Source organism: Actinomadura rudentiformis (genome assembly GCF_008923185.1).
GTDB classification, from domain to species: domain Bacteria; phylum Actinomycetota; class Actinomycetes; order Streptosporangiales; family Streptosporangiaceae; genus Spirillospora; species Spirillospora rudentiformis.
Window position 1 is genome coordinate 154,679 of sequence record NZ_WBMT01000009.1, and the last position, 22,460, is coordinate 177,138.

General features: G+C 70.7%; 20 protein-coding genes. 17 read left to right on the forward strand and 3 right to left on the reverse strand.

Annotated elements, in window-relative coordinates:
• Window positions 1–110: 110 nt before the first annotated feature.
• The 11 genes from F8566_RS20450 (at window position 111) to F8566_RS20500 (ending at window position 14,468) form a co-directional block, all read left to right on the forward strand.
• Complete coding sequence (locus F8566_RS20450) at window positions 111–899, forward strand: phosphotransferase (RefSeq protein WP_192809772.1); 789 nt, start codon at window positions 111–113, stop codon at window positions 897–899.
• Complete coding sequence (locus F8566_RS20455; protein WP_318836425.1) at window positions 883–1,794, forward strand: cobalamin biosynthesis protein; 912 nt, start codon at window positions 883–885, stop codon at window positions 1,792–1,794. Before F8566_RS20450 ends, F8566_RS20455 begins: the two co-directional genes overlap by 17 nt.
• Entirely contained in the window at window positions 1,791–3,296 is a 1,506-nt protein-coding gene (locus F8566_RS20460; RefSeq protein ID WP_151562175.1) for a cobyric acid synthase, read from the forward strand. The genes F8566_RS20455 and F8566_RS20460 overlap by 4 nt, the downstream gene beginning before the upstream one ends.
• A 68-nt stretch (window positions 3,297–3,364) precedes the next feature.
• On the forward strand, window positions 3,365–5,410 hold the full coding sequence (locus tag F8566_RS20465; protein WP_151562177.1) for a hypothetical protein: 2,046 nt from the start codon (window positions 3,365–3,367) through the stop codon (window positions 5,408–5,410).
• A gap of 163 nt (window positions 5,411–5,573) precedes the next feature.
• The gene (locus F8566_RS20470; protein ID WP_225993348.1) at window positions 5,574–6,245 is read left to right on the forward strand and encodes a DUF1444 family protein; all 672 of its coding nucleotides are present in this window, start codon (window positions 5,574–5,576) and stop codon (window positions 6,243–6,245) included.
• Window positions 6,246–6,419: 174 nt separating this feature from the next.
• A complete protein-coding gene (locus tag F8566_RS20475) occupies window positions 6,420–7,931 on the forward strand; it encodes an AMP-binding protein (protein ID WP_151562179.1) in 1,512 nt (503 codons plus the stop codon).
• A 74-nt stretch (window positions 7,932–8,005) separates the two neighbouring features.
• Window positions 8,006–9,583 carry an ABC transporter substrate-binding protein gene (locus F8566_RS20480; protein ID WP_151562181.1) on the forward strand — a complete coding sequence of 526 codons (1,578 nt, stop codon included), beginning with the start codon at window positions 8,006–8,008 and terminating at the stop codon, window positions 9,581–9,583.
• A gap of 29 nt (window positions 9,584–9,612) precedes the next feature.
• The gene (locus tag F8566_RS20485) at window positions 9,613–10,608 is read left to right on the forward strand and encodes an ABC transporter permease (protein WP_192809773.1); all 996 of its coding nucleotides are present in this window, start codon (window positions 9,613–9,615) and stop codon (window positions 10,606–10,608) included.
• 55 nt (window positions 10,609–10,663) lie between these two features.
• Complete coding sequence (locus tag F8566_RS20490) at window positions 10,664–11,530, forward strand: ABC transporter permease (RefSeq protein ID WP_225993349.1); 867 nt, start codon at window positions 10,664–10,666, stop codon at window positions 11,528–11,530.
• Window positions 11,524–13,122 (forward strand): ABC transporter ATP-binding protein, encoded by a 1,599-nt coding sequence (locus F8566_RS20495; RefSeq protein ID WP_151562186.1) that lies wholly within the window; start codon window positions 11,524–11,526, stop codon window positions 13,120–13,122. The genes F8566_RS20490 and F8566_RS20495 overlap by 7 nt, the downstream gene beginning before the upstream one ends.
• A gap of 53 nt (window positions 13,123–13,175) precedes the next feature.
• Window positions 13,176–14,468 carry a polysaccharide deacetylase family protein gene (locus tag F8566_RS20500; RefSeq protein WP_192809774.1) on the forward strand — a complete coding sequence of 431 codons (1,293 nt, stop codon included), beginning with the start codon at window positions 13,176–13,178 and terminating at the stop codon, window positions 14,466–14,468.
• Between the two features lie 7 nt (window positions 14,469–14,475).
• Here the strand turns inward: F8566_RS20500 and F8566_RS20505 are convergent, their stop codons facing one another.
• The gene (locus tag F8566_RS20505) at window positions 14,476–14,937 is read right to left on the reverse strand and encodes a MarR family winged helix-turn-helix transcriptional regulator (RefSeq protein ID WP_151562188.1); all 462 of its coding nucleotides are present in this window, start codon (window positions 14,935–14,937) and stop codon (window positions 14,476–14,478) included.
• A 158-nt stretch (window positions 14,938–15,095) separates the two neighbouring features.
• On the opposite strand from F8566_RS20505, the gene F8566_RS20510 reads away from it, so the two are divergent.
• The 4 genes from F8566_RS20510 to F8566_RS20525 all read left to right on the forward strand — a co-directional run bounded on the left by F8566_RS20510 (window position 15,096) and on the right by F8566_RS20525 (window position 18,238).
• On the forward strand, window positions 15,096–16,304 hold the full coding sequence (locus tag F8566_RS20510) for an MFS transporter (protein WP_151562190.1): 1,209 nt from the start codon (window positions 15,096–15,098) through the stop codon (window positions 16,302–16,304).
• A 9-nt stretch (window positions 16,305–16,313) separates the two neighbouring features.
• On the forward strand, window positions 16,314–16,958 hold the full coding sequence (locus F8566_RS20515; RefSeq protein WP_151562192.1) for a LysE family translocator: 645 nt from the start codon (window positions 16,314–16,316) through the stop codon (window positions 16,956–16,958).
• A gap of 163 nt (window positions 16,959–17,121) precedes the next feature.
• A complete protein-coding gene (locus F8566_RS20520) occupies window positions 17,122–17,694 on the forward strand; it encodes a hypothetical protein (RefSeq protein WP_151562194.1) in 573 nt (190 codons plus the stop codon).
• A 16-nt stretch (window positions 17,695–17,710) separates the two neighbouring features.
• Complete coding sequence (locus F8566_RS20525) at window positions 17,711–18,238, forward strand: hypothetical protein (protein ID WP_151562196.1); 528 nt, start codon at window positions 17,711–17,713, stop codon at window positions 18,236–18,238.
• On the opposite strand, the gene F8566_RS20530 is transcribed toward F8566_RS20525, so the two are convergent.
• Both F8566_RS20530 and F8566_RS51380 read right to left on the reverse strand, forming a co-directional pair.
• Window positions 18,195–19,124: a MauE/DoxX family redox-associated membrane protein gene (locus tag F8566_RS20530; protein ID WP_151562198.1), complete on the reverse strand. Its 930-nt coding sequence runs from the start codon at window positions 19,122–19,124 to the stop codon at window positions 18,195–18,197. The genes F8566_RS20525 and F8566_RS20530 overlap by 44 nt on opposite strands.
• Window positions 19,121–19,852 (reverse strand): ABC transporter ATP-binding protein, encoded by a 732-nt coding sequence (locus F8566_RS51380; protein WP_318836426.1) that lies wholly within the window; start codon window positions 19,850–19,852, stop codon window positions 19,121–19,123. Before F8566_RS51380 ends, F8566_RS20530 begins: the two co-directional genes overlap by 4 nt.
• Window positions 19,853–19,981: 129 nt before the next feature.
• Here F8566_RS51380 and F8566_RS51385 point away from each other — a divergent pair, with 129 nt between their 5' ends.
• A complete protein-coding gene (locus F8566_RS51385) occupies window positions 19,982–21,259 on the forward strand; it encodes a class III lanthionine synthetase LanKC N-terminal domain-containing protein (protein WP_225993375.1) in 1,278 nt (425 codons plus the stop codon).
• Window positions 21,256–22,440: a lanthionine synthetase C family protein gene (locus tag F8566_RS49990; protein WP_192809777.1), complete on the forward strand. Its 1,185-nt coding sequence runs from the start codon at window positions 21,256–21,258 to the stop codon at window positions 22,438–22,440. Before F8566_RS51385 ends, F8566_RS49990 begins: the two co-directional genes overlap by 4 nt.
• Window positions 22,441–22,460 lie beyond the last annotated feature (20 nt).

The following is a 22,460-nucleotide window of genomic DNA, read 5'->3' on the forward strand; positions in this document are numbered from 1 at the left end:
GCGCGGCCCGTGGTCTTCGCACTGTCGTATTTCGCGTTGCTGTTCCGTTACGCCTGGTGGTGGGCGGTTGATCATTCGGCGGTGGGGGAGAGCGCCTATCGTGGGGGACTGTGAACGTGGAGGTGCCGCTCTCCGGCGGGGACGTGACGGAGGGCGTTGTGCGGGTGGGGGACACGGTGCGGCGGCCGGTCGGGCCCCATAGTCCTGCTGTCCACGGGCTTCTGCGGCATCTTGAGCGGGTCGGGTTCGAGGGGGCGCCGCGGCTGCTCGGGATGGACGAGCAGGGACGGGAGATCTTGAGCTGGGTGCAGGGGGATGCGCCGGCCCGGCCGTTGCCGCCCTACGCGGTCACCGAGGAGGCGCTGGTGGGGGTGGCCCGGCTGGTGCGGGGCTACCACGATGCGGTCAGTTCGTATGAGGCGCCGGACGACGCCCCTTGGGACACCGCGGCGTCCAATCTGGACGGGGAGCCGGAGATCATCGGGCACTGCGACGTGACGCCGGAGAACGTGGTCTTCAGGGACGGGGTGCCGGTCGCGCTGATCGACTTTGATCTGGCGCGGCCGACGACGCGGTTGTACGACGTGGTGACGGCTCTGCGGCATTGGGCTCCGATCGCCGATCCCTGTGACCGGGACGGGCTGCTGTACGGGGTCGATGTAGGGCGGCGGATGCGGGTCTTCTGCGACGGCTATGGGCTGGATCGGGACCGGCGGCGGGTGCTGCTGGCCGCGGCGAGGACGCGGTTCGAGCGGTCCTACGACGCGATGCGGTTCAGGGCGGAGCATGTCGGTGGCAACTGGGCGCGCATGTGGCATGGGGGTGCCGGGCCGCGTATCCGGCGTGCGCAGGACTGGCTGGAACGCCACTGGGATGAGCTTGATGCCTGCCTCAACTGAACGGGCTGTGGGGTTGCTCCTCGGGGTCGCTCTTGATGCTCTTCTCGGGGATCCGAGGCGCGGACATCCGGTGGCCGCTTTCGGCCGTGTCGCCTCTGGGCTGGAGAGGGCCCTCTACGCCGACTCGCGTGTGCGGGGCGTTGGGTATGCGGGGGTCTTGGTGGCGGGCGCGGCGGGGCTGGGGCTCGTTGAGCGGCTTCCGGGCGCGCGGATGCCGGCCACCGCTCTTGCGACGTGGGCTGTGCTGGGGGGCACGTCGCTGGGGAGGGAAGGTCGCGAGATGGCCCGGCTCCTGGAGGCCGACGACCTTGAAGGCGCGCGAGCGCGGCTTTCGCACCTGTGCGCGCGTGATCCGGAGGGGCTGGACGCGAAGGCGCTGGCGCGGGCGACCGTGGAGTCGGTCGCGGAAAACACCTCGGATGCGGCGATCGCCCCGTTGGTGTGGGGCGCGATCGGGGGAGTTCCGGGGTTGCTCGCCTACCGGGCGATCAACACGTTGGACGCGATGGTGGGCTACCGGAACCCCAGGTATGAACGGTTCGGGTGGGCGTCGGCGAGGTCGGACGATGTGGCCAACTGGGTGCCCGCTCGCGTGACGGGCCTGCTGACCGTGGCCTGCGCGGAGCGGCGGGGTGAGGCGTGGCGCGTGTTGAGGCGTGATGGTGGTGCTCATCCGAGTCCGAACGCGGGGCGGTGTGAGGCGGCGTTCGCCGGTGCCCTCGGCATACGGCTGGGCGGGGCGAACGCCTATGGTGGACGGCTGGAACGGCGGCCTGAGATGGGCGACGGGCGGGCGCCGGAGGTGAGAGACATTCGGCGGGCGGTACGGCTGTCGGCTGCGGTGTCCGTGGCGGCCGGAGTGTTGGCGGCTCTGGTGGCGAGGGGAGTGGGATGAGTGGTGCGCTGCTCGTTGCCGGGACGACGTCGGACGCCGGGAAGAGCGTTCTGACGGCTGGGCTGTGCCGGTGGCTGGCGCGGCGGGGTGTGAAGGTCGCCCCGTTCAAGGCGCAGAACATGTCGCTCAACTCGATGGTGACCTCGGACGGGGCTGAGATCGGCCGGGCGCAGTACATGCAGGCCCAGGCCGCCGGCGTCGAGCCGAAGGCGATCATGAATCCGGTGCTGCTCAAGCCGGGGAGCGACCGGCGCAGCCAGGTGGTGGTGCTCGGGCGGCCGGTCGCCGAGGTCGACGCGATGCAGTACGGCGCGCACAAGGAGCGGCTGCGGGAGGTCGTGGCCGCGAGCCTGGGGCAGTTGAGGGCCGAGTACGACGTGGTGATCTGCGAGGGCGCGGGCAGCCCGGCAGAGATCAACCTGCGGGCCGGGGACATCACCAACATGGGGCTCGCCCGGGCCGCGGACCTGCCGGTCATCGTGGTGGGGGACATCGATCGGGGCGGCGTCTTCGCGTCGCTGTTCGGGACGGTCGCGCTGCTGGAGCCCGCGGACCAGGCGCTGATCGCCGGATTTGTGATCAACAAGTTCCGGGGAGCGGCCGAGCTGCTCGCGCCGGGGCTGGACCAGTTGAAGGCGTTGACGGGGCGGCCGACGCTGGGCGTGCTGCCCTGGAAGCTCGGGTTGTACCTGGACTCCGAGGACACGCTCGCCCTGGACGCGCCGCGGCCGGACGCGCGGGCGCCGTACGGCCGGGAGACACTCCGGGTGGCGGTCATCCGGTTTCCGCGCATCTCCAACTTCACCGACCTGGACGCGCTCAGCTGCGAGCCGGGCGTCGCGGTGCGGTACGCGGCCAGTCCCGGAGACCTCGCCGATGCCGATCTGGTGGTCCTGCCGGGCACGCGGGCGACGGTGAACGATCTCGCTTGGCTGCGGGAACGCGGGATGGCCGACGAGGTCGTACGGCGCGCCCGTGAAGGCCGTCCGGTGCTCGGCGTCTGCGGGGGTTTCCAGATGCTCGCGCACGAGATCGTGGACGAGGTCGAGTCCGGAGCCGGGCGGGCCGAGGGGCTCGGGTTGCTGCCCGTCCGGGTGACGTTCGAACGGGACAAGACGCTGGGCAGGCCGAGCGGGACCGCCTACGGTGAGCCGGTCATCGCGTACGAGATCCACCATGGGATCGCCGAGGTCGAGGGCGGCGAACCGTTCCTCGACGGCTGCCGGACCGGTTCCGTGTGGGGGACGACCTGGCACGGCGCGATGGAGAACGACGGTTTCCGCCGGGCCTTCCTGGCCGACGTCGCCGGTGTGGCCAGGCGAGACTTCACAGCCGCGCCGGACGTCTCGTTCGCCGCGCTGAGGGAGGCCACCTTCGACACGCTCGGCGATCTCGTCGAGGAACATCTCGACACCGACGCCGTATGGCGGCTGATCGAACGCGGCGTACCGGGCGGATTGCCGGTCGTCCCGCCGGGAGGCCCGCGACCTACTGACAAGTAAGTCAACGGTGGCTAAGATCACCCTGCTCATCTGAATGTTGTTCACGTTCAAGACGCGGGGTGACGCCGGTGAGACGGTCGTTCGGTGTGCTCGTGGCCTTCACCGGCTTGACCCTCGGCGCGGTGGCGCAGGCGGTTCCAGCGGCAGCCGGCCCGTTCGAGGCGGCCGCTCAACCGAAGGCGGCCGATGCGCTCAAGGTGGCCGCCGAGCAGGCGGCGCGCGGGTGCGATCCGATCGCTCCGGCGGCGTGCCTGGTGCCGTTCCCGAACGACGTCTACACCGTTCGCGACAGCCGCAGCGACACCGGTCGGCGGGTGAGCCTCAAGGCCGCGGCGATGCCGAAGAACGTCTTCGGCAAGGGCATCGACCCGACCGAGTTCAACCGCAACGACGGCTTCTCGCCCGGCTCGCCGATCCTCGTCCGGGTGCCCGGGCTCGACCCGGTCAAGACCGGCGTCGCGCCGAGCACCGACATCGCCCGGTCGTTGCGGGCCGACGCGCCGGTGGTGATCGTGAACGCCAGGACCGGGCAGCGGCAGCCGTACTGGGCCGAGATCGACGCGCAGGACCCGCGGCACCGCACACTGATCATCCGTCCGGCGATCCGGCTGAACGAGGGCACGCGCTATCTGGTCGCCCTCCGCAACGTCCGCGCCCCCGACGGACGGCCCGTCCAGGCGAGCGCCGCGTTCAAGGCGCTCAGCAGGACCACCGCACCGAAGGACAAGCGTCTCAAGCCGCGGTGGGCCGCCCTCCAGACGACGCTGAAAGACCTTCGGCGCCGCGGGGTCGGCCCTCAAGGACTCAACCTCGCGTGGGACTTCACCACCTCGTCAACGCGCAGCCTCACCGGGCGGGCTCTCGCGATGCGCGACAGTTCGTTCGGGCGCCTCGGTGCCAAGGCGCCCAAGGTGCGCTTGACCTCGGTGAAGGAACTGACCGAGCAGGACGACCCGCGGATCGCGCGGCGCGTCAACGGTCTCATCGAGGTGCCGAGCTTCCTCGACCCGACCGGGACGAGGCTCGACTACGGCAAGGCCAAGCCGGGCCTGTACGACAAGCCCGTGGCGCCGACCTGGCGGACGTACCACGCGCCGTTCCAGTGCAACATCCCGCGAACGGCGGTGACGGGGAAGCAGAAGCTCAACCCGGTGCTGTACGGGCACGGGCTCTTCGGCGACTACAGCACCATCGACGCCACCGCCGTCAAGACGTTCTCCAACGACCACGGCCTGATGCTCTGCGCCACCAACTGGATGGGCATCTCCGGACCCGACCGGCCTTACCTCGCGATGCTGGCGGACCTGTCCAACTTCCGGCTCATCCCGGACCGCATGCAGCAGTCGTACCTCAACACGCTCTTCCTCGGCCGCTGGATGATTCACCCGCAGGGTGCCGCCGCGTCCGCCGCCTTCCGCAGTGCCGACGGCGCTTCGGTGCTGGCCCCAACGGCGAAACTCACCTATGCGGGGGCCAGCCACGGGGGCATCCAGGGCGCCGCGCTGACCGCACTCGCGCAGGACTTCACCACGTCGGTGCTGAGCGTCCCGGGCATGGGCTTCTCCACATTGCTCAACCGCAGCGCCTCGTTCGCGAGCGTGCAGCAAGTCATCGACATCCCGTATCCGGACAAGGCCGACCAGCAGATCGGCTTCGGCCTCATGCAGATGTTGTGGGACCGGGGCGAGGCCAACGGCTACGTCGCGCACCTTGTGAGGAATCCGTTGCCCGGCACGCCCGCGCACAAGGTGCTCCTGCACGAGGCGTTCGGCGACGACTCGGTGTCGAACGTGACGACCGAGGTGATGGCGCGGACGCTCGGCGTCCCGGTCAAGCAGCCCGCGCTGCGGCCCGGACGCAGCAACGACGTGACGCCGTTCTGGGGCATCCGGTCGATCCCGGGATTCCCGTACAACGGCTCGGCGCTGGTGATGTGGGACAGCGGCACGCCCGCCCCGCCGCCCGGCAACATCCCGCCGGCGCCCCCGAACAGCCCGCACGACAGCACGGTTCGCAGCGAGCTGGCCCGTGCCCAGGCGGCGCACTTCCTCAAGTCGGCGGGACAGGTCATCGACGTCTGCGGCGGCGGCCCGTGCGTGATCCCGAACGGCTGACAGGCCTTCCTGGGGTGGCCGTTTGAGGTGGCCGTTTGAGGTGGCCATGTCGAAAGTGTCCGTGTGAATACACATGCCGAACGGTGGGGGAGGGGCCGGTGAGGCGCGCGGCCCCGATAGTGTGATCCATTCCGGACCTCAGGAGTAACAGGAGGAACGTGCCGTGTCCGCGGATCCGCGTGCCAGTCTCATCGTCCCCTTGATGAAGGCCCGGGTGCCCGCCGAGGTGCAGCTGGAGTTCCCGTTGCCGCCGGACGAGGAGCCGGTCCGCGACCCGTTCGCCGGCGACCTGTACGTCACGTACGCGCTGGAGCTTGTGCCCGAGACCGTCGGCGCCGGGCTGCTCCCGGGGCCCGGCGTGACCGCGCGGCCCGGTGGGCCCGGTGCCGGGCGCCGCTACGAGCACATCGCGCGGCGCCACTGCGCCGAGCTGGGCGTCACGCCGGCCGAGCTGCGCCGGCTCGCGGCGGTCAATCTGCGCAACCGGCGACCCGACCTCACGCTCAGCTGGTACCCGGACGTCCGGGCGGTCACGGTGTCGCTCGGCGGCGGGCTGGAGTCCGGCCTGCTCCTGGACGACGGCTTCCTGGACAAGCTCGCGCAGGACGTCGAGGGCGACCTCGTGGTGGCGGCACCCGCGCGGGACGTGTTCGTCGCGACCGGCTCCGGGCACCCCGACGGCGTCGAGAAGCTGCGGTGGGCGGTGAGCCAGGTGTGGTCCGAGGGCGAGGCCTCTGAGGACGCCGATCCGGCTTGGGACGTGCCGGCCGGAGTCCTGCTCACCCGTGATCTCTTGGTCCGGCGCGCCGGTACTTGGGAGATTCTGACCGCCTGAATCCGGGCGATGGCCCATCCTGACCCGCGCCCGACCCGCTCCCGATCCAGGTCCGGTGCGTACGTATGACCTAATTGCGGCCTTGATTCGAACCGAAATTGCATGAACGCACCGTGTCAGTGTGCCTACCCGTCGTAGCCTCCGCATGTCGCCCCCCGGCAGAGGAGCTTCGCTATGGAAGGCAATCTCGCGGCCGCCCTGGCTCTACGTGCGGAAACCTACGGGTGGCGTGACCACCCGCTGTTCTACGCGGGTGACGTGACCTACAGCCACGGCGAGGTGCACGATGCGGCGATACGCGCCGCCGGGGTCATGCACGCCGCCGGAGTACGGCCCGGACACCGGGTGCTCATCGCCCTGCCGGATTCGATCGGCTTCGTGACGGCCTTGCTGGGAACGTTCCGGCTCGGTGCCGTGGCCGTCCTCACCGGTCCCGAGCAGGCGGAGGCCGGGCACGCCCACGTGCTCGCCGACTCCAGGCCGCAGGCGGCGGTCTGCGCACCCGAGCTCGCCGCCCGGTTCCCGTCCGTCCAGGTCCTGACCGCCGAGGATCTCACCGACGAGCCCGCCGCAGTGCCGGATCCGGCTCGGCTCCCGCCGGACGCACCGGCCTACGTCCAGTACACGTCCGGCACGACGGGTCCGCCGAAAGGGGCCGTCCATAGGCATACGGACCCTGAGGCCTATTTCGAGGCGCTGGCCATCGGCGCGCTCGGCGTGACGCCGGACGACGTGATCTTTTCGCTGTCCAAGGCCTGCTATCCGTACGGGCTCGGGGCGACGGTGTTCTTCCCGATGTTCTGCGGCGGCTCGGCCGTGCTGTGGCCTGACGTGCCGACCGTCGAGGGGGTCCTGGAGCAGCTCCGCCGCCACCACCCGACGCTGCTCTTCACCGTTCCCACCTGGTACGCGCGACTCGTGGGCGCCGCCGCCGAGCATGAGGCAGTCGAGCATGGGGCAGTCGAGCATGGGGCAGTCGAGCATGGGGCTGGCGGACGTGAGGGTGTCTTCGGATCGCTGCGGGCGGTGGCCTCGGCTGGGGAGCCGCTCCTGCCATCGCTGGCCGACAGGATCGAGGACGTCTTCGGTTGTCCCGTACTGGACGGCCTCGGCAGCACGGAGGTGGGTCACACGTTCATCTCCAACACCGTCACCCGGCGCCGCAGGGGCGCGGTGGGCCTGGTGCTGGATCCGTACGAGATCACAGTGCGCGGCGCGAGCGAGTCGGCGGAGCCCGGCGTTCTCTATGTACGCGGCCCGTCGGTCATGGCCGAGTACCTCGGGCGGCCCGAACAGACCGCCGAGGTGCTCGCGCCGGACGGGTGGCTGCGGACGGGCGATCTGGTGCACGTCGACGAGGACGGCTTCGTCCATCACCACGGCCGGATCCGCGATCAGCTGACGGTGTCGGGTGAACGGGTCTCGCCGCTCGAGGTCGAACGGGCCCTCGGCCAGCATCCGGGGGTGGTGGAGGTCGTCGTGGTGGATTCTGCGGACGACGACGCCGCACTGCGGGCCTTCGTGGTGCTCGCCACCGGGACCATGCCCGCGCCAGAGCTGGAGGCCGAGCTCCTGGCGCAGGTCAGGGACCGTCTCCCGGCGCACAAGGTGCCCAGGTCGGTGACCTTCCTGGCAGAGCTGCCGCGCACTCCCATGGGCAAGATCCACCGCGCCACCCTCCGCTGACGGGGGCGATTGGGATAAACGGGACCGACGGGGTTAGGGTCTCTTGTTGCGAATAACTTGCAACAAGGAGTCTTATGCATAAGCCCGTCCTCGTCGCCGGCGTGGTCACCGCCCTGTCCGGCCTCCTCGCCACCGGATGTGGGGCCGGAGGCGGCGGTTCGGCCGCCACGTCGGGCGGCACGTTCACGTACGCGATCGGCGACGAGCCCGACACCCTGAACCCGGCCCTCCAGGATGAGCACACCGACCCGGTGACCGAGCTGGTCTTCCGCGGGCTGACCCGGCGCGACGCCACCAACAACGTGGTCCCGGGGCTGGCCGAGTCGTGGACGGTGTCCGAGGACGGCAAGGACTACACGTTCAAGCTCCGGTCCGGCCTGACCTGGCACGACGGCAAGCCGCTCACGTCCAAGGACGTGAAGTTCACCGTCGATCTGATCCGGCGGTCCGGCACCGCCGAAGCACCGCTGTCGCGCAACTTCCAGGCCGTGTCGACGGTCGAGACTCCCGACCCGGCGACCGCACGCATCCGGCTGAGCAGGCCGTTCGCGCCGCTGCTGGACGCCATGGGCATGGGACTGCTGCCCGAGCACGTGCTGCGCGGCAAGAAGATCACCGATGCGGACTTCGGGCAGCACCCCGTCGGCTCCGGCCCGTTCAAGCTGACCACGTTCAAGCCCGGCCAGTACGCGCAACTGGAGTCGTTCGGCGGCTACTACGAGGGCAAGCCGAAGCTGCCCAAGATCGTCATCAAGTACGTGCCGGACGACACCGCGCGGTTCATCCAGCTCAAGACCGGCGAGGTCGACGGCGCGCATCTGCAGCCGCAGCAGACCGCCAAGGTCAGGGAAGACGACCGCTTCCGGGTGGAGACCTACCCCACCGCGGACTACCGCGCCCTGATGCTCAACTTCACAAAGCCCGTCTTCGCCGACAAGCACGTCCGGCAGGCGATGAACTACGCCGTCGACCGCCAGGCGTTCGTCAACAGCGTCCTGCTCGGCCAGGGCTCCCCGGCCACAGGCCCGCTCGACGAGAGCCCCTACAAGACCGCGGCGCCGTTCACGTTCGACCCTGCCAAGGTCGACGAGCTGATGAAGGCCGCCGGCTACGCCAAGAACGCCCAGCGATTCTGGGTCAAGGGCGGCAAGACCGTCCGCTTCGAGCTCAGCACGTTCGCCGAGGACTCGGCCCGCGTCGGCATCCTCAACGTCGCGGCCACGCAGCTCAAGGCGCAGGGCTTCGATGTCGTGCCCAACCCGCGGCCCCGCGACTGGGTCCGCAAGCACTGGGGCGACCTGGAGGCCTTCGTCGTCGGCTGGGGCACGCCGTACGACCCGGACTCGTCGGTGTTCGGGCCGTTCCACTCCAGCGAGGCGCTCGCCAACGGCGGCTCCAACTACGGCTCGTACGCCAACTCGCAGGTCGACAAGGCCCTGGAACGTGGCCGCGGCACATCCGACCCAGCCGTCCGCAAGACCGCCTACGCCGATTTCCAGAAGGCGCTCGCGGAGGACCCGCCGTTCGTGTGGATCTCCTATCTGAAGACTTCCAACGCGGTCCCGGTGGCACTGAAGGGCCCGCAGCAGCGAACCCTTGGCCACCACGGTTACGGCTTCTTCTGGAACGCCGAGAAGTGGTCCTGGTCCTGAGGCGCAAGGGAAAAACGGGCGCCGAACGAATGGGCCGCTACCTGATCTGGCGGGCGGCGACGGCCATGGCGGTCGTCGTCGCCCTGTCGGCGCTGTGCTTCGCGCTGCTGGACCTTGCGCCGGGCAGTCCGGCCGCCGACATCTTGGAGGCCCGGTCGGGCGGCCGCCCGCCCAGCGCGGCGGCGGTGACCCGGCTGGAACACGAGATGGGCATGGACGACCCGCTGCCGGTGCGGTACGGGCGCTGGGCGGCGGGGGCCGTGCGCGGCGACTTCGGCGTCTCGTACGGCAGCGGCCGTCCCGTGAGCGAGGTCCTTGGCGACACCGTTCCGTGGACCCTGCTGCTCACCCTCGTGGCGATCGTGTTCAGCGTGGCGGGGGCGGTGCTGATCGGGCTGGCCGCCGCGCTCACCCGGCGTGCCTGGCTGCGCAGGACGATCGAAGCGGGGATGTTCGTCCTCGGCGGCATGCCGGGTTTCGTGACGTCGCTGCTCCTGCTGTACGTCTTCGCGGCGTGGCTACAGGTGCTGCCATCCGGCGGGCTTTCTCGCCCAGGTGAGCCGGTGACGCTTGCGGTGCTGCTTCCGCATCTTGTGCTGCCCGCGCTGGCGCTGGCATTCGGGCACCATTTCGGCACGTACGTACGGCTGGTGGAAACCGGAGTCGGACGGCTCCGATCCGCTCCTCATGTGGAGAACGCCCGTGCGCGCGGTCTGTCCCGCTGGACCGTCACCGTCCGGCACCTGCTGCGACCCGGCATGGTCCCGTTCACCGCGCGCCTGGGCGTGGGCGTCGGCGGCCTGATCGCGGGTGCGTACGCCACCGAGATGATCTTTTCGTGGCCGGGGGTGGGACGGCAGGCGATCTACGCGGCCCGCGAGCAGGACTACGCCGTCCTCACCGCGGTCGTCCTGGTCACGGGCGTGATCGTGATCGTGGCGAACCTGCTCGGCGACCTCGCCGTCGCGTGGCTCGACCCGCGCGTGCGGCTGTCGGGAGGGGGCACGCACGATGTCGGCGACTGACCGTTCAGTGGTGAAAGGCCCGGACGCCGAGCGTCCGGCTGTCGCCCGTGCAGCTGTGGAACATCCGACCGCCGAGCGTCCGGCGCGGCCGGGGTTCCTGGCGGTGCGGCTACGGGTAAGGCGGCCGGGCGTCTGGGCCGCCGGCGTGGTGCTCGCCACGCTCGTCCTGGCCGCGGTCTTCGCGCCGCTGCTCACCTCGTACGACCCGATCGCGACCGACACCACGGCCACCGGCGTGGCGCCGGGCTCGCCAGGGCATCCGCTGGGCACGGACCTGCTGGGCCGCGACCTGCTGGCCCGGCTGCTGTACGGGGCGCGGACGTCGCTCCTCGTCGGGCTGGCCGCGGCGGTGATCACGGTGGTCGGCGGGTTGCTGCTGGGCGGTCTGGCGGCCGCCGGCCCGCGCTGGCTGGACGAGCTGATCTCGCGCATCGCCGACGTGCTGCTGTCGTTGCCGATGCTGATCGTGGTGCTGGCGCTGGCCGCCGTGATGGGCCCATCGCTGACCACCGTCATCCTGGCCGTGGCCGCGACGAGCTGGATGCCGGTCGCGCTGGTCGCCCGCGCCGAGCTGATCAGCCAGCGCGAACGGCTGTACGTGAGGGCAGCCCACGCGCTCGGGCTGTCGCGCGGCGAGGTGCTGCGCCGCCATCTGCTGCCGGGGGCGGTGCCGCCGATCGCCTCCATCGCCGCGTTCGAGGTCGCCCACGCGATCCTCACCGAGTCGACGCTCAGCTTCCTCGGCCTCGGCGTCCCGCCCAACCGCCCGAGCTGGGGCAACCTCCTCACCGAGGCCCAGGCGCACCTGCTCACCGGCGAGTGGTACACCGTCGCCTTCCCCGCCGCCTGCGTCGTCGTGACGATCCTCGCGGTGAACGTGCTCGCCTCAGCCGTGGACCGCCGGGAGGGCCGCGCATGGTGAACGTGCTGGAGATCAACGGCCTGACCGTCGACGTGCCGGGCCGCCGGGTCGTGGACGGGCTCTCGCTGGCGGTCCCGGCGGGCCGGGTGGTGGCCCTGGTGGGGCCGAGCGGCTGCGGCAAGAGCCTCACCGCCCGGTCGGTCGTCCGCCTCCACGACCCCGGCGCGGGCGTTCGCCTCGGCGGGACCATCCTGCTGAACGGGACGGATGTGCTCGCGCTGGCCCGCCGCGAGCTGCGCGGCATCCGCGGCCGGGGGGTCGGTTACGCCTTCCAGGACGCCGCCGCCAGCCTCAACCCGACGGTCACGATCGGCCGCCACCTTGTGGAGACCGTCGCCGCGCACGACGCGGGCGACCCGCGGACGCTCGGCGCCGCAGCGCTCAAACGCTGCGGGCTGCCGACCGAGGACGTGTGGGACGTTCGCCCGTACGAGCTGTCGGGCGGCCAGGCGCAGCGCGCCGCGCTCGCCGTCGCGACCGTGCTGGAGCCGGACCTGCTCATCGCCGACGAGGTCACCACCGCACTCGATCCCGTCACGCAGGCCGAAGTGCTCGACGCCGTCCGGGCGCAGGCCGCCGAGCAGGGCCGGGCCGTCCTGCTGATCACGCACGACCTCGCCGTGGCAGGCCGCTGGGCCGACGAGATCGCCGTGCTGTCCGGCGGTCGCGTGGTCGAACACGGCCCGTCGACCGCGGTGCTCGACGCCCCCCGCGCCGAGTTCACCCGCACTCTCGTCGCCGCGGCACGGCTCGCCGACCGGAATGACCCTGACCGGAATGACAGCGTGTCTCCTGTGCCCGGTGATCCGCTGCTGTCACTGCGGGGCGCGCGGCGGGTGCTGAAGGGCCGTGGCCGTACGACCGTGGCGTTGAACGGCGTGGACCTGGACGTTCGGCCCGGCGAGGCGGTCGCTGTCGTGGGCCGCAGCGGATCGGGCAAATCGACCCTCGTCGGCACGCTCGCCGCGCTCGATCGGCCTGTAGCCGGGCGAGTGTTCGCCGACGGCCGCGACGTGTGGGGCCTCCGGGAACGCGAACGCCGGGCGCTGCGACGGCGGGGAGGGCTCGTCTTCCAGGACGCGCTCGCCTCGTTCGATCCCCGCTACACGGTGGCGCAGGTCGTCGCCGAGGCGCTCCGTTCGCGCGAGAGCGTCGATGCGCTGCTGGAACGCGTCGGGCTCGACCCCGCGATGGGCGAGCGGCGCCCGGCGACCCTCTCCGGCGGCGAACGCCAGCGGGTGGCGATCGCCCGCGCCCTCGCCGCCGGACCGGCGGTCCTGCTCGCGGATGAGCCCACGACCGGGCTCGACGTGCTCGCCCAGGAACGGATCCTCGCCCTGCTCGCCGGCCTCCGCCGCGACGAGGGCCTCGCGATCGTCTTCGTGACTCATGATCTGCGGGTCGCCCGCCGCATCGCCGACCGCGTGGTCGTGCTGGCGGAGGGAGCCGTCGTCGAAGACGTGCCTGTCACGGGCCTCGACTTCGCGATTCACCCGGAGACCCGCGCGCTGCTCGCGACGACGCCGTTGCTCGCCGCAGCGAATGAACTGGACGTGGCAAACGGCGGGCAACGGGCGCCTCATGGTTCGTGATTCCTCCCGCAGTTCTCGCAGCTCCGGCCGGGCGGACCCGCCATGTTGTCCAGGTGGCGGGTACTGCGAAGACCACGGTCGGCTTGGCGGCGGGGGCGGCGGTCCTGGCAGGCGGAGTTGTCTGGGTCTACACGGACGACAGCAAGGGCGTGCCGGACGACGCCGCGCGCAAGGCCGCTCCACTGTCCGGACACGAGGGCGAAAGACGGCAGGCCGGTTCGGCCGCGCAGCGACAGCCCAGGCTCATCGGCGACGGCTCCACGGCGTACACCGGTCCGCAACCCGGCCTGCCACAGCCACGGCGCCTCGCGTCAGGTGAACGCCCGCCGCAGTTCGTCGTCTTCTCCTGGGACGGTGCGGGCGAGGACGACAACCGCCTGTTCTCCCGCTTCCGGCGGCTCGGACATGAGCTTGGCGCCACCCAGACGTTCTTCCTCAGCGGCATCTACCTCCTACCGGAGTCCGAACGGATGCGCTACCGGCCGCCCGGCAGGCCCCGCGGCGCGTCGGACATCGGCTACCTGGGCAGCGAGAGCATCAGGCGAACGCTCACCCAGATACGGCAGGCGTGGGCTGAGGGCAACGAGATCGCCACGCATTTCAACGGGCACTTCTGCGGCCCTACGGGGGTCGCGTCATGGTCACCGGCGCAGTGGCGGGCGGAGACCGCGCAGGCCAAGTGGTTCGTGAAGCACTGGCGGACCACCACCGGCTGGACCACGATGCGGCCGCTGCCGTTCGACTACGACGAGGAACTCATCGGCGGTCGCACGCCGTGCCTGGAGGGACGGCAGAACCTCCTCAGGGCGGGCCGGTCGATGGGCTTCCGGTACGACTCCAGTGGCAACGGCGAGCAGGTTTGGCCGCGCAAGAAGTTCGGGCTCTGGGACCTTCCTCTCCAGCGGGTCCCGATGCCGGGCAGGAGCTTTGAGGTCCTGTCGATGGACTACAACTTCCTGGCCAACCAGTCGAAGAACTACAACGGCTCGCCGGCGCGCCGTCCGCTCTGGAAACACCAGATGCGGGCCGGGCTGATGCGCGGCTTCGCCCGCGCCTACTCAGGCAATCGCGCACCGATGGTCATCGGTAATCACTTCGAGCGCTGGAACGGCGGCATCTACATGGACGTCGTCGAGGACGTGATGCGGGACGTCTGCCAGAAAGAAGAGGTGCGATGCGTCTCGTTCCGGCAGCTCGTGGACTGGCTGGACGCGCAGGACCCGCAGGTGCTGCAGGCGTTCAGGAGGCTGGGCGTCGGAGAGTCGCCGCCGGACGGCTGGGGCGTCTCGCAGGCGGAGTTCCTGAAGAAGCCGGGCCGCCGTCCGTACGCCGACGGCGATTCTTGACGGCCCGTCAGACCTTGATGCTGAGGGACTCCAGGGCGTGCACCAGGGGGGTGAGCTCCGGCAGGTCGGCCGCCTCGCTGAGGGCGGCGTCCAGCGCCGAGTTGTGCGTGGGGGCCGCCTCGTCGTGCAGCTTCCGGCCGAGCTCGGTGGCCTGGGCGTAGATGCCGCGCCGGTCTTCCGCAGAGAGGACACGGGTGATGAGACCGCGTTCCTCCAGGCGGGTCACGAGCCGGGTCGTGGCGCTCTGGCTGAGCACGAGCATGTCGGCGAGCTGCTGCATGCGTGTGTGTGGGCCCTCCGCGCCGGTCAGGTGATGGAGGGCGCAGAACTCGTTGACGCTCAGGCCGTGCTTGGCCTGGAGCGCCTTCTCGATCTGGGTCTCGATGCGGTTCTGGAGGGCGGCGAGCGTACGCCAGCCCTGAGCCCGAGCCTCCACGGCGTTGGAAGGCGCTGCATCAGAAGGTGACATGGCTCACGCTCCCCTCGGTTGCCGAGATAGTTGCACAGTCATATAGTCGGCGTGTGCAAGTAGCTAGCGTGTGCAACTAATGCATGCGCTGGTTACCTTTTCGCGCTGGCCATTTTACCTCAGGCTGTCCCCACGAGACCCCTATCTCAGGAGACCCCATGCCCCTCGCCCTGCTGGCGTTGGCGCTCGGCGCCTTCGGCATCGGCACGACCGAGTTCATCATCGCCGGACTGCTGCCCGAGCTCGCGGCCGACTTCGACACGTCGATCCCGACGGCAGGCCTGCTCGTCTCCGGCTACGCCTTCGGCGTGGTCGTGGGCGCGCCGGTGATGACCGCGCTCGGCGCCAGATCGCCGCGGAAGACGATGCTGCTCGGACTGATGGGCCTCTTCGTCGCCGCGCATCTGCTGTCCGCGCTGGCACCCTCGTACGGCGCGCTCATGGTGGGCCGGATCGTGGCCTCCTTCGCCCACGGCGCGTACATCGGCATCGGCTCGGTCGTGGCCGCCGAGCTGGTACGCCCCGAGAAGCGGGCCAGCGCCATCGCCCTGATGTTCACCGGGCTCAGCCTCGCCAACGTGGTGGGCGTCCCGTTCGGCACGTTCCTCGGCCAGAACCTCGGCTGGCGCTCCACCTTCTGGGCCGTCGCCGGGATCGGCGTGATCGCCTTCGCGGGGATCGCGCTGCTGGTGCCGCGCGGCCCGCGCCCGCAGGCCGGTGTGCGCCGCGAGCTGAAGGCGTTCCGCAGCGGGCAGCTGTGGCTCGTGCTGGCGATGACCGCGCTCGGCTGGGCGCCGTTCCTGGCCATCGTCACGTACGTCGCGCCGCTGCTGACCGACGTCACCGGCTTCTCCAAGGGGGCGGTGCCCATCGTGATCACGCTGCTCGGCCTGGGCATGCTCGTGGGCGGCCCGATCGGAGGGCGGTTCGCCGACCGGGCCCTGATGCCGAGCATCTACGTCCTGCTCGGAATGTTGATCGGGCTGTCCGCGCTGCTGCTCGTGACCGCGCACAACAGGATCGCCGCAGCCGTCACCCTCACCCTCTTCGGCGTGGTGGCCTCGGCCATGATCCCGCCGCTGCAGACCCGGGTGCTGGACAAGGCGGTAGGCGCGGAGGCGATGGGTTCGGCGGCCAACGTCGCGGCGTTCAACCTCGGAAACGCCGTCGGGCCGTTCCTGGCCGGTCTCGCCATCGACGCCGGGCTCGGCCTCACCTCGCCGCTCTGGGTGGGAGCGCTGATCGGCGCGGCGGGCCTCGGCGTCGCCGTGATCTCCGGCGCCGCCGACCGCGCGGCGGGCCTGGCCCGGGCAGGTGCGCCAGACCACCATGAAAACCGCTATGAGGTCGGCCAGCGGGCTTTGTAGCCTCAAGGCATGGTCTCGATGGAACAGCTGGTGGCGTTCGCCGCCATGGCGACGGTCATCATCCTGATTCCCGGGCCGTCAGTGCTCTTCGTCGTCGGCTGTGCGCTGGCCTACGGCCGCAGGACGGCGCTGGCCAGCGTGGCCGGCAACGCACTGGCCGTCCTGGTCCTCACCGCCGCCGTCGCGCTCGGCATCGGCTCGATCGTCGAACGGTCCGTGGTGGTGTTCACCGCGCTGAAGCTCATCGGGGCGGCGTACATCATCTACCTCGGCGTCCAGGCCATCCGGGAGCGCGGCTCGCTCACCGAGGCGCTGGCCGAGGCCGATCCCGGCGGCCGCGGCGGCGGGCGCCGGGCCCTCGGGCAGGGTTTCGTGGTGGGCGTCACCAACCCCAAGACCATCGTCTTCTTCGCCGCCGTCCTGCCGCAGTTCGTCGAGCCCGGCAACGGGCACGTGCCGCTGCAGATGATGGTGTTCGGGCTGGCCTTCTGCCTGATCGCGCTCGTCTGCGACAGCGTCTGGGGCACGGTCGCGGGCGCGGCGCGGGCATGGTTCGCGCGTTCGCCCCAGCGGCTCGCCGCGATCGGCGGAACGGGCGGCCTCCTCATGATCGGCCTCGGCGTCACGGTCGCGACGACCGGCCGCAAGGACTGAGCCACGACCGGCCGGAAGGACTGACGCGCTCCCGGCGCGTTTTCCACCGCTTTGCTGCCACGATCTGGCGTAAGGCGGCCAACTCCTTGGGAACTCGCACCGCTTTCTGATCACGCCTCGATAGGGTGCTGGGTCGGACAGATCGCATCCAAAGGGGGCGTACGTGAGCGAAGACCTCGACCAGGTATACGGCCAGCTGGTGAAACGAAGCTGGCAGCGGTTCGACGAGCAGCGGATGGCGCGGGAGGTGGACGATCTCCTTGTCGGCGCCGTGGTGACCGCGATGGTGGCCGAGGGCAACGTGCTCATCGATCTCAACTCCGACGGCAACCACCACCACCTGCGGTTCGAGCACCCGCCGACCAAGAGCCGCGTGCTGTTCCGGCTGACCCACGTCACCGGTGACGTGCTGGCGGCCAAGACGCTCGGCCACTACGCCGCGGTGCAGATGGGCTACGGCGAGCAGGTCCAGGACGCGCGCACGGTCTGGCAGGCGCTCAAGTCCGAGATCAAGAGCGGCTTCCTGGACGTCGGCGAGCCCGGCGTGATGACGGTGGACGCCGACCTGACCACGAGCTATGTCTACGTGCAGGTCGAGCTGCTGCTGGACCTGGCGCCCTACTTCGCGGACCAGTACACGATCAAGTACCCGGTGCTCCAGCAACATCTGGCGGCGGTCCGGCAGGCCCTGGCCAAGTACCTGCGCGGACGCATCACCACCACCGTCTCCTCCTAGGCCCTGGAGTCCCTCGATGTTGCAGCTCATCTCGAAGTTCAAGAACAACGCCGAAGCCCGGGAAAGCAAGGACGAGGTCCTCATCGGCGAGATGGTGTTCACCATGGCCTACCAAGGGTGCCCCACCATCGGGTTCCAGGCCGGCACCGACCTCCAGTACGTGAAGTTCAAGCCCGTCCAGGACCGGCTGCTGCACAGCCTGACGATCGTCCTCGACCGCAAGACCGGTGACAGCGCGCTCCAGCAGGCCGTGATCGGCAGCAAGGCGACCCTCACGTTCGTCGCCGAGGTCAAGAACTACATCGCCGACCCCGACGACCTGGTCCATATGTTCAAGACGGACATGGCGAACCTCTTCCGCAACCCCTGGATGGGCGACATCAAGCTGGACCACCAGCTCAACTCGGTGACCGCCACCAAGAAGCAGATCATCGACATCGACAAGTACACGGGCGCGAACGCGGAGAGCCGCGAACTCCTCAAGCAGCTCCTCATCGGGACTATGCAGGAGCTCCGGGAGAAACTCGTCCCCTATAAGAAGTGACACGGCTGAGGAGCGTGTCGAGGCGCTGCGGGGTGTCGGTGCCGCCCGCCGCCAGTACCGTGCCCTCCGCGTCGGTGATGACGGCGAACGGCGGCCACGCGATGTCGTTGGCCTCGTAGACGTCCGGGTCGATCACCAAGGGAAGGTCCGCGACGCCGTGGGCGGCCAGATGCTCGCGCACTGGCCGTTCCTCGGCGGCGCTGACCATGATGACGCGCGTTCTCGCCCTGGCGGCGGCGAACGCGCGCAGCATGGCCGTGCAGGTGCCGCAGCTCGGTGAGATCAACGCGTACAACGTGGGCCTGGTGTCACCACTGAGGGGCGCGGGAGCGGAGGCGACCCTGAACCGCGCACCCGGCCGGAGCCCGGCGGGCGGCGGCGATTCCGGCGGAACGGGACGGCGGCGGAAGCGGGAGATCCCTGCGAGCAGGCAGAGGTAGAGCCCCGACAGGCCGAGATGGGTGACCGAGAACCCGGCGGGCGGAACGGCCACGGTCATCACGGCGAGGACCAGCAGCAAGCCCGCCCGGACCACGGTGCGGATGCTCACCGGGTTCGAGCGCTTGGCCGAGCCGAAGCAACCACAATCGACCCGCAGACCGCGCCGGAGCACCGAGACCATCGCGACCAGGAACGCGGTGAAGAGGGCCGCCGCCAGGATCGCCCCCCAAAGCCGGGTGCCGGGCGGGATGAGAAGGACGGCGGCGGTCGCCTCAGCGGCCAGGACGGCGACGGCGGCTGGTGCGGCCAGGCGGCGGCTGCTGGGCAGAACGCGGTAGCCGTCGATGATGGCGGCGAACCCGCGTACGTCCCGTGCCTTGCCCGCCATGGCCACCAGCAGGACGCAGATCAGCGCGGGATAGGCCGCCGCCGCGACTCCGGTCACAAGGCCTCCTGCGGGATGTTCTGGTCGGCGGGGTTCTGGCTGGAGCGGGGCGGGTTCTGGTAGGCCGAGGCTTGGAGTTCGTAGAGGTCGGCGTACAGACCGCCGTTCCGTAGCAGCTCCGCGTGGGTGCCGTGTTCGGCGACCCGGCCGTGGTCGAGCACGTAGATCCGGTCGGCGAACCGCACGCTGGCCAGCCGGTGCGTGATGAGTATGACCGTGCGGCCGTCGGCGTGGCGCCGGATCCGTTCGAAAAGCGCGTGCTCGGCGCGTGCGTCCAGCGCCGAGGTCGGCTCGTCGAAGATGACCAGCGTAGCGTCCCGGTAGAAGCCCCGAGCCGCGGCGATGCGCTGCCACTGCCCGCCGGACAGGTCGTGGCCGCCGCGGAACCGGCGGTCGAGCAGCGCGTCGTACCCCTGGTCGAGTTCGCCGATCACGCGGTCGGCGCCCGCCGCCGCGGCCGCGTGCGCGAGCCGCTCCTCGTCGAGCGGGCGGCCCATGACGATGTTCTCGCGAACGGTGAGCGGCCAGCGCGTGTGGTCCTGGGCGATCACGGAGATCCGCCGGCGCAGCGCGTCGCCGTGGATCGCGGTGAGGTCGGTGCCGTCCCAGCGGATCGTGCCGGAATCGGGGTGGTAGAGCCCGGCGAGCAGCTTGGCCAGCGTCGTCTTGCCCGAGCCGTTCTCGCCGACGAGCGCGACGACCTCGCCCCGTCCGACGGTCGCGCTCACCTCGGACAGGGCGGGCCGGTCCGCCCCCGGGTAGGTGAACGTGACGCGGTCGGCGGTCAGCCGCTGGAAGCCCTCGGGTGGCGCGCCGGTCCCGGGACCCTGCGGGAGACCCTCGAACGGGTACTTCCCGTGCTGCTCGCCGTGCCCTGCGACTTCAAGGTGGCCCGATCCGCCGAGATGCTCCGCGAGCTCAACTCCGGCGACCTCGACGCGGGCGCGGTCGGCAAGGCCATCACCGTCTATCCGCCCCAGGACTCGGTCACCGACCTCGGCAACGCCCTCGCCGCCGCGCTCACCGGTCTGGCCGCCCCGCGCATCGTCAGCGACCGGCGAGTCCGTCCCGACGCCCCGGTCTACTACCGCTACGCGCCGTTCGCCCCGCAGTACAAGGTGGATGACAACGGCGACTTCGAGCTGGTCATCGTCGGCCCGGACGGTGAACGCCTCCCTGGCGCCGCCGGAAACGAGTACAGCTGCCCGCCCTGGGCCACCGACCCGTTCCGCCCCGACCCGCCGAGAACGGACGCGCCAACGCCGAGCAGCGCGCGGGGAGGCGAGCCGGCGGCGACGGGCCGGGTGCGGCTGATCGGTCGCTACCGCGTGACGACCGGAGTCATGCGGGGGCCGCGCGGGAACGTCTACCGGGCCGCAGCGCCGGACGGGCGCCCGGTCGTGGTCAAGGAGGCCCGGGCGTACGTGGGGGAGGGGCCCGACGGCACCGACCTGCGGATGTACCTGCGCAACGAACTGCGGATCCTCAAGGCGCTGGCCGGGGTGACCGGGGTTCCGGAGGCGATCGACCACTTCCGGCATGGCGAGGACGAGTTCCTGGTCATGACCGACGCGGGCACCACCGACCTCAACCGCCATGTGGGCGAGCACGGCACGTTCTCCCAGGCACCGGGCACTCCGCGGCATCGCGATCTGGGTGTGCTGGCGTCCCGGCTGCTGACGGTGCTGGACGAGGTGCACGCGCGGGGCGTGGTCGTCCGGGACCTGTCGCCCAAGAACATCATCTTCGACGAGGCCGGCCGCTGCACGCTGATCGACTTCGGCACCAGCCGGTACGAGGACCTCCAGCTGTACGGGTGGAGCCGTGGTTACTCGGTTCCGGACCAGCGCACGGACCACCCCTCGGTGCCTGCCGACGACCACTTCTCGTTGGGCGCGACCCTCTTCTTCGCGGCCACCGGCATGAACCCGGTCATCATCGATCCCGATCCGGAGCGCGGCGTCGAGCGGACCCTGCAATGCCTGGACCGGATGTTCCCCGGCGTCGAGACCGGCACGATCGGGCTGCTTCCCCGCCTGATGAGCCTGGATCCGGGTAACGCACGCGAGCCGCCGCCGAGATCCGCGCCGGTCAGCATGTTCCGTCAAAACCGCCAGTCCCATCCGACTCGATGACACCGACGCCGCGGCCATCCTCGCCGAAGCTGACCGGGGCCCTGCTGGCCGCTGTCCTCGACCACACCACCCGCGAGTGCGTGCTCTTCGCGGAAAAGATGATGGACACTCCGGCCGAACGCAGGTCGAGCCCGCCCATCACCAACGTCTACGCGGGCACGGCAGGCGTCGGGATGGAGCTGCTCCAGCACGCGGAAGGCGCGGCGATCGGCGCCGACCTCGCCCGCTGGACAGTGGAGAACACACCGCCCGCCGACCTGCCACCGGCTCTCTACTTCGGCCGTACCGGCACCGCGATCTTCCTCGCCGCGAGCCAGGTGGCCGCCGCGGCGCCCGTCCGGCTGACCGGGAACGAACGTGCCGACCAGGCGCACGGGCTCGCGGGCATCGGCACCGGCCATCTGATCCTCGCGTCCCAGACCCCCGACGACCCCGCCCATCTGGACATGGCCGCCACGTGCGCGCGGCGGCTGATCGCCGGAGACGTGGCCGACCCCGACGAGTCCGTGGCGATCGAGCAGCCCGGGTCCGGTGTCGCCGTGGACACCGCGTTCGCCCACGGTGCGGCCGGCATCGCCGACTTCCTCCTCTCCCACCACGAGGCGACAGGTGACGCGGCCGCCGGTGCGGCGGCCGAAGAACGCTTTGCCGCACTGGCCAAGGTGGCCGACTCGCTGATCGATGACCTGGGCGGACCAGAGGCCCGCCCGATGGGCGCCTCCTGGTGCCAGGGCATGTCGGGGATCGTCAGCGCCCTGCTCCACGCCGCCCGCGCGTACGACGACGAGACCTACCTGTCACTGGCTGAGCGCGGCGCCCGCGCCTGCCTGACGGTTGCTCCCGGAGCATGGGTGACCTCGCAGTGTTGCGGGCTGGCCGGGATGGGCGAAGCGCTCATCGACAACGCCATGGCCACGGGCGACGACTCGTACTGGCGAGGCGCGGAAGAGATCGCTGAGCTGATGCTCGCCCGCAGCGGAGGACCGCCCGGACAGCCGATCTTCCCCGGTAACGACCTCGACACCCAGGGCTTCACCTGGGGGACGGGCACGGCCGGGGTCCTGTCGTTCCTGCGCCGCCTCGACCGCCGCATCGGCCCCCGCCTCTGGACCGTCGCATCTCATGGAGACCCCCGACCTCCTCACCGGCGACCTCCGCGCCTTCTTCCGCCGCTCCGCTAAGGAACGAGCCGACCGGCCGC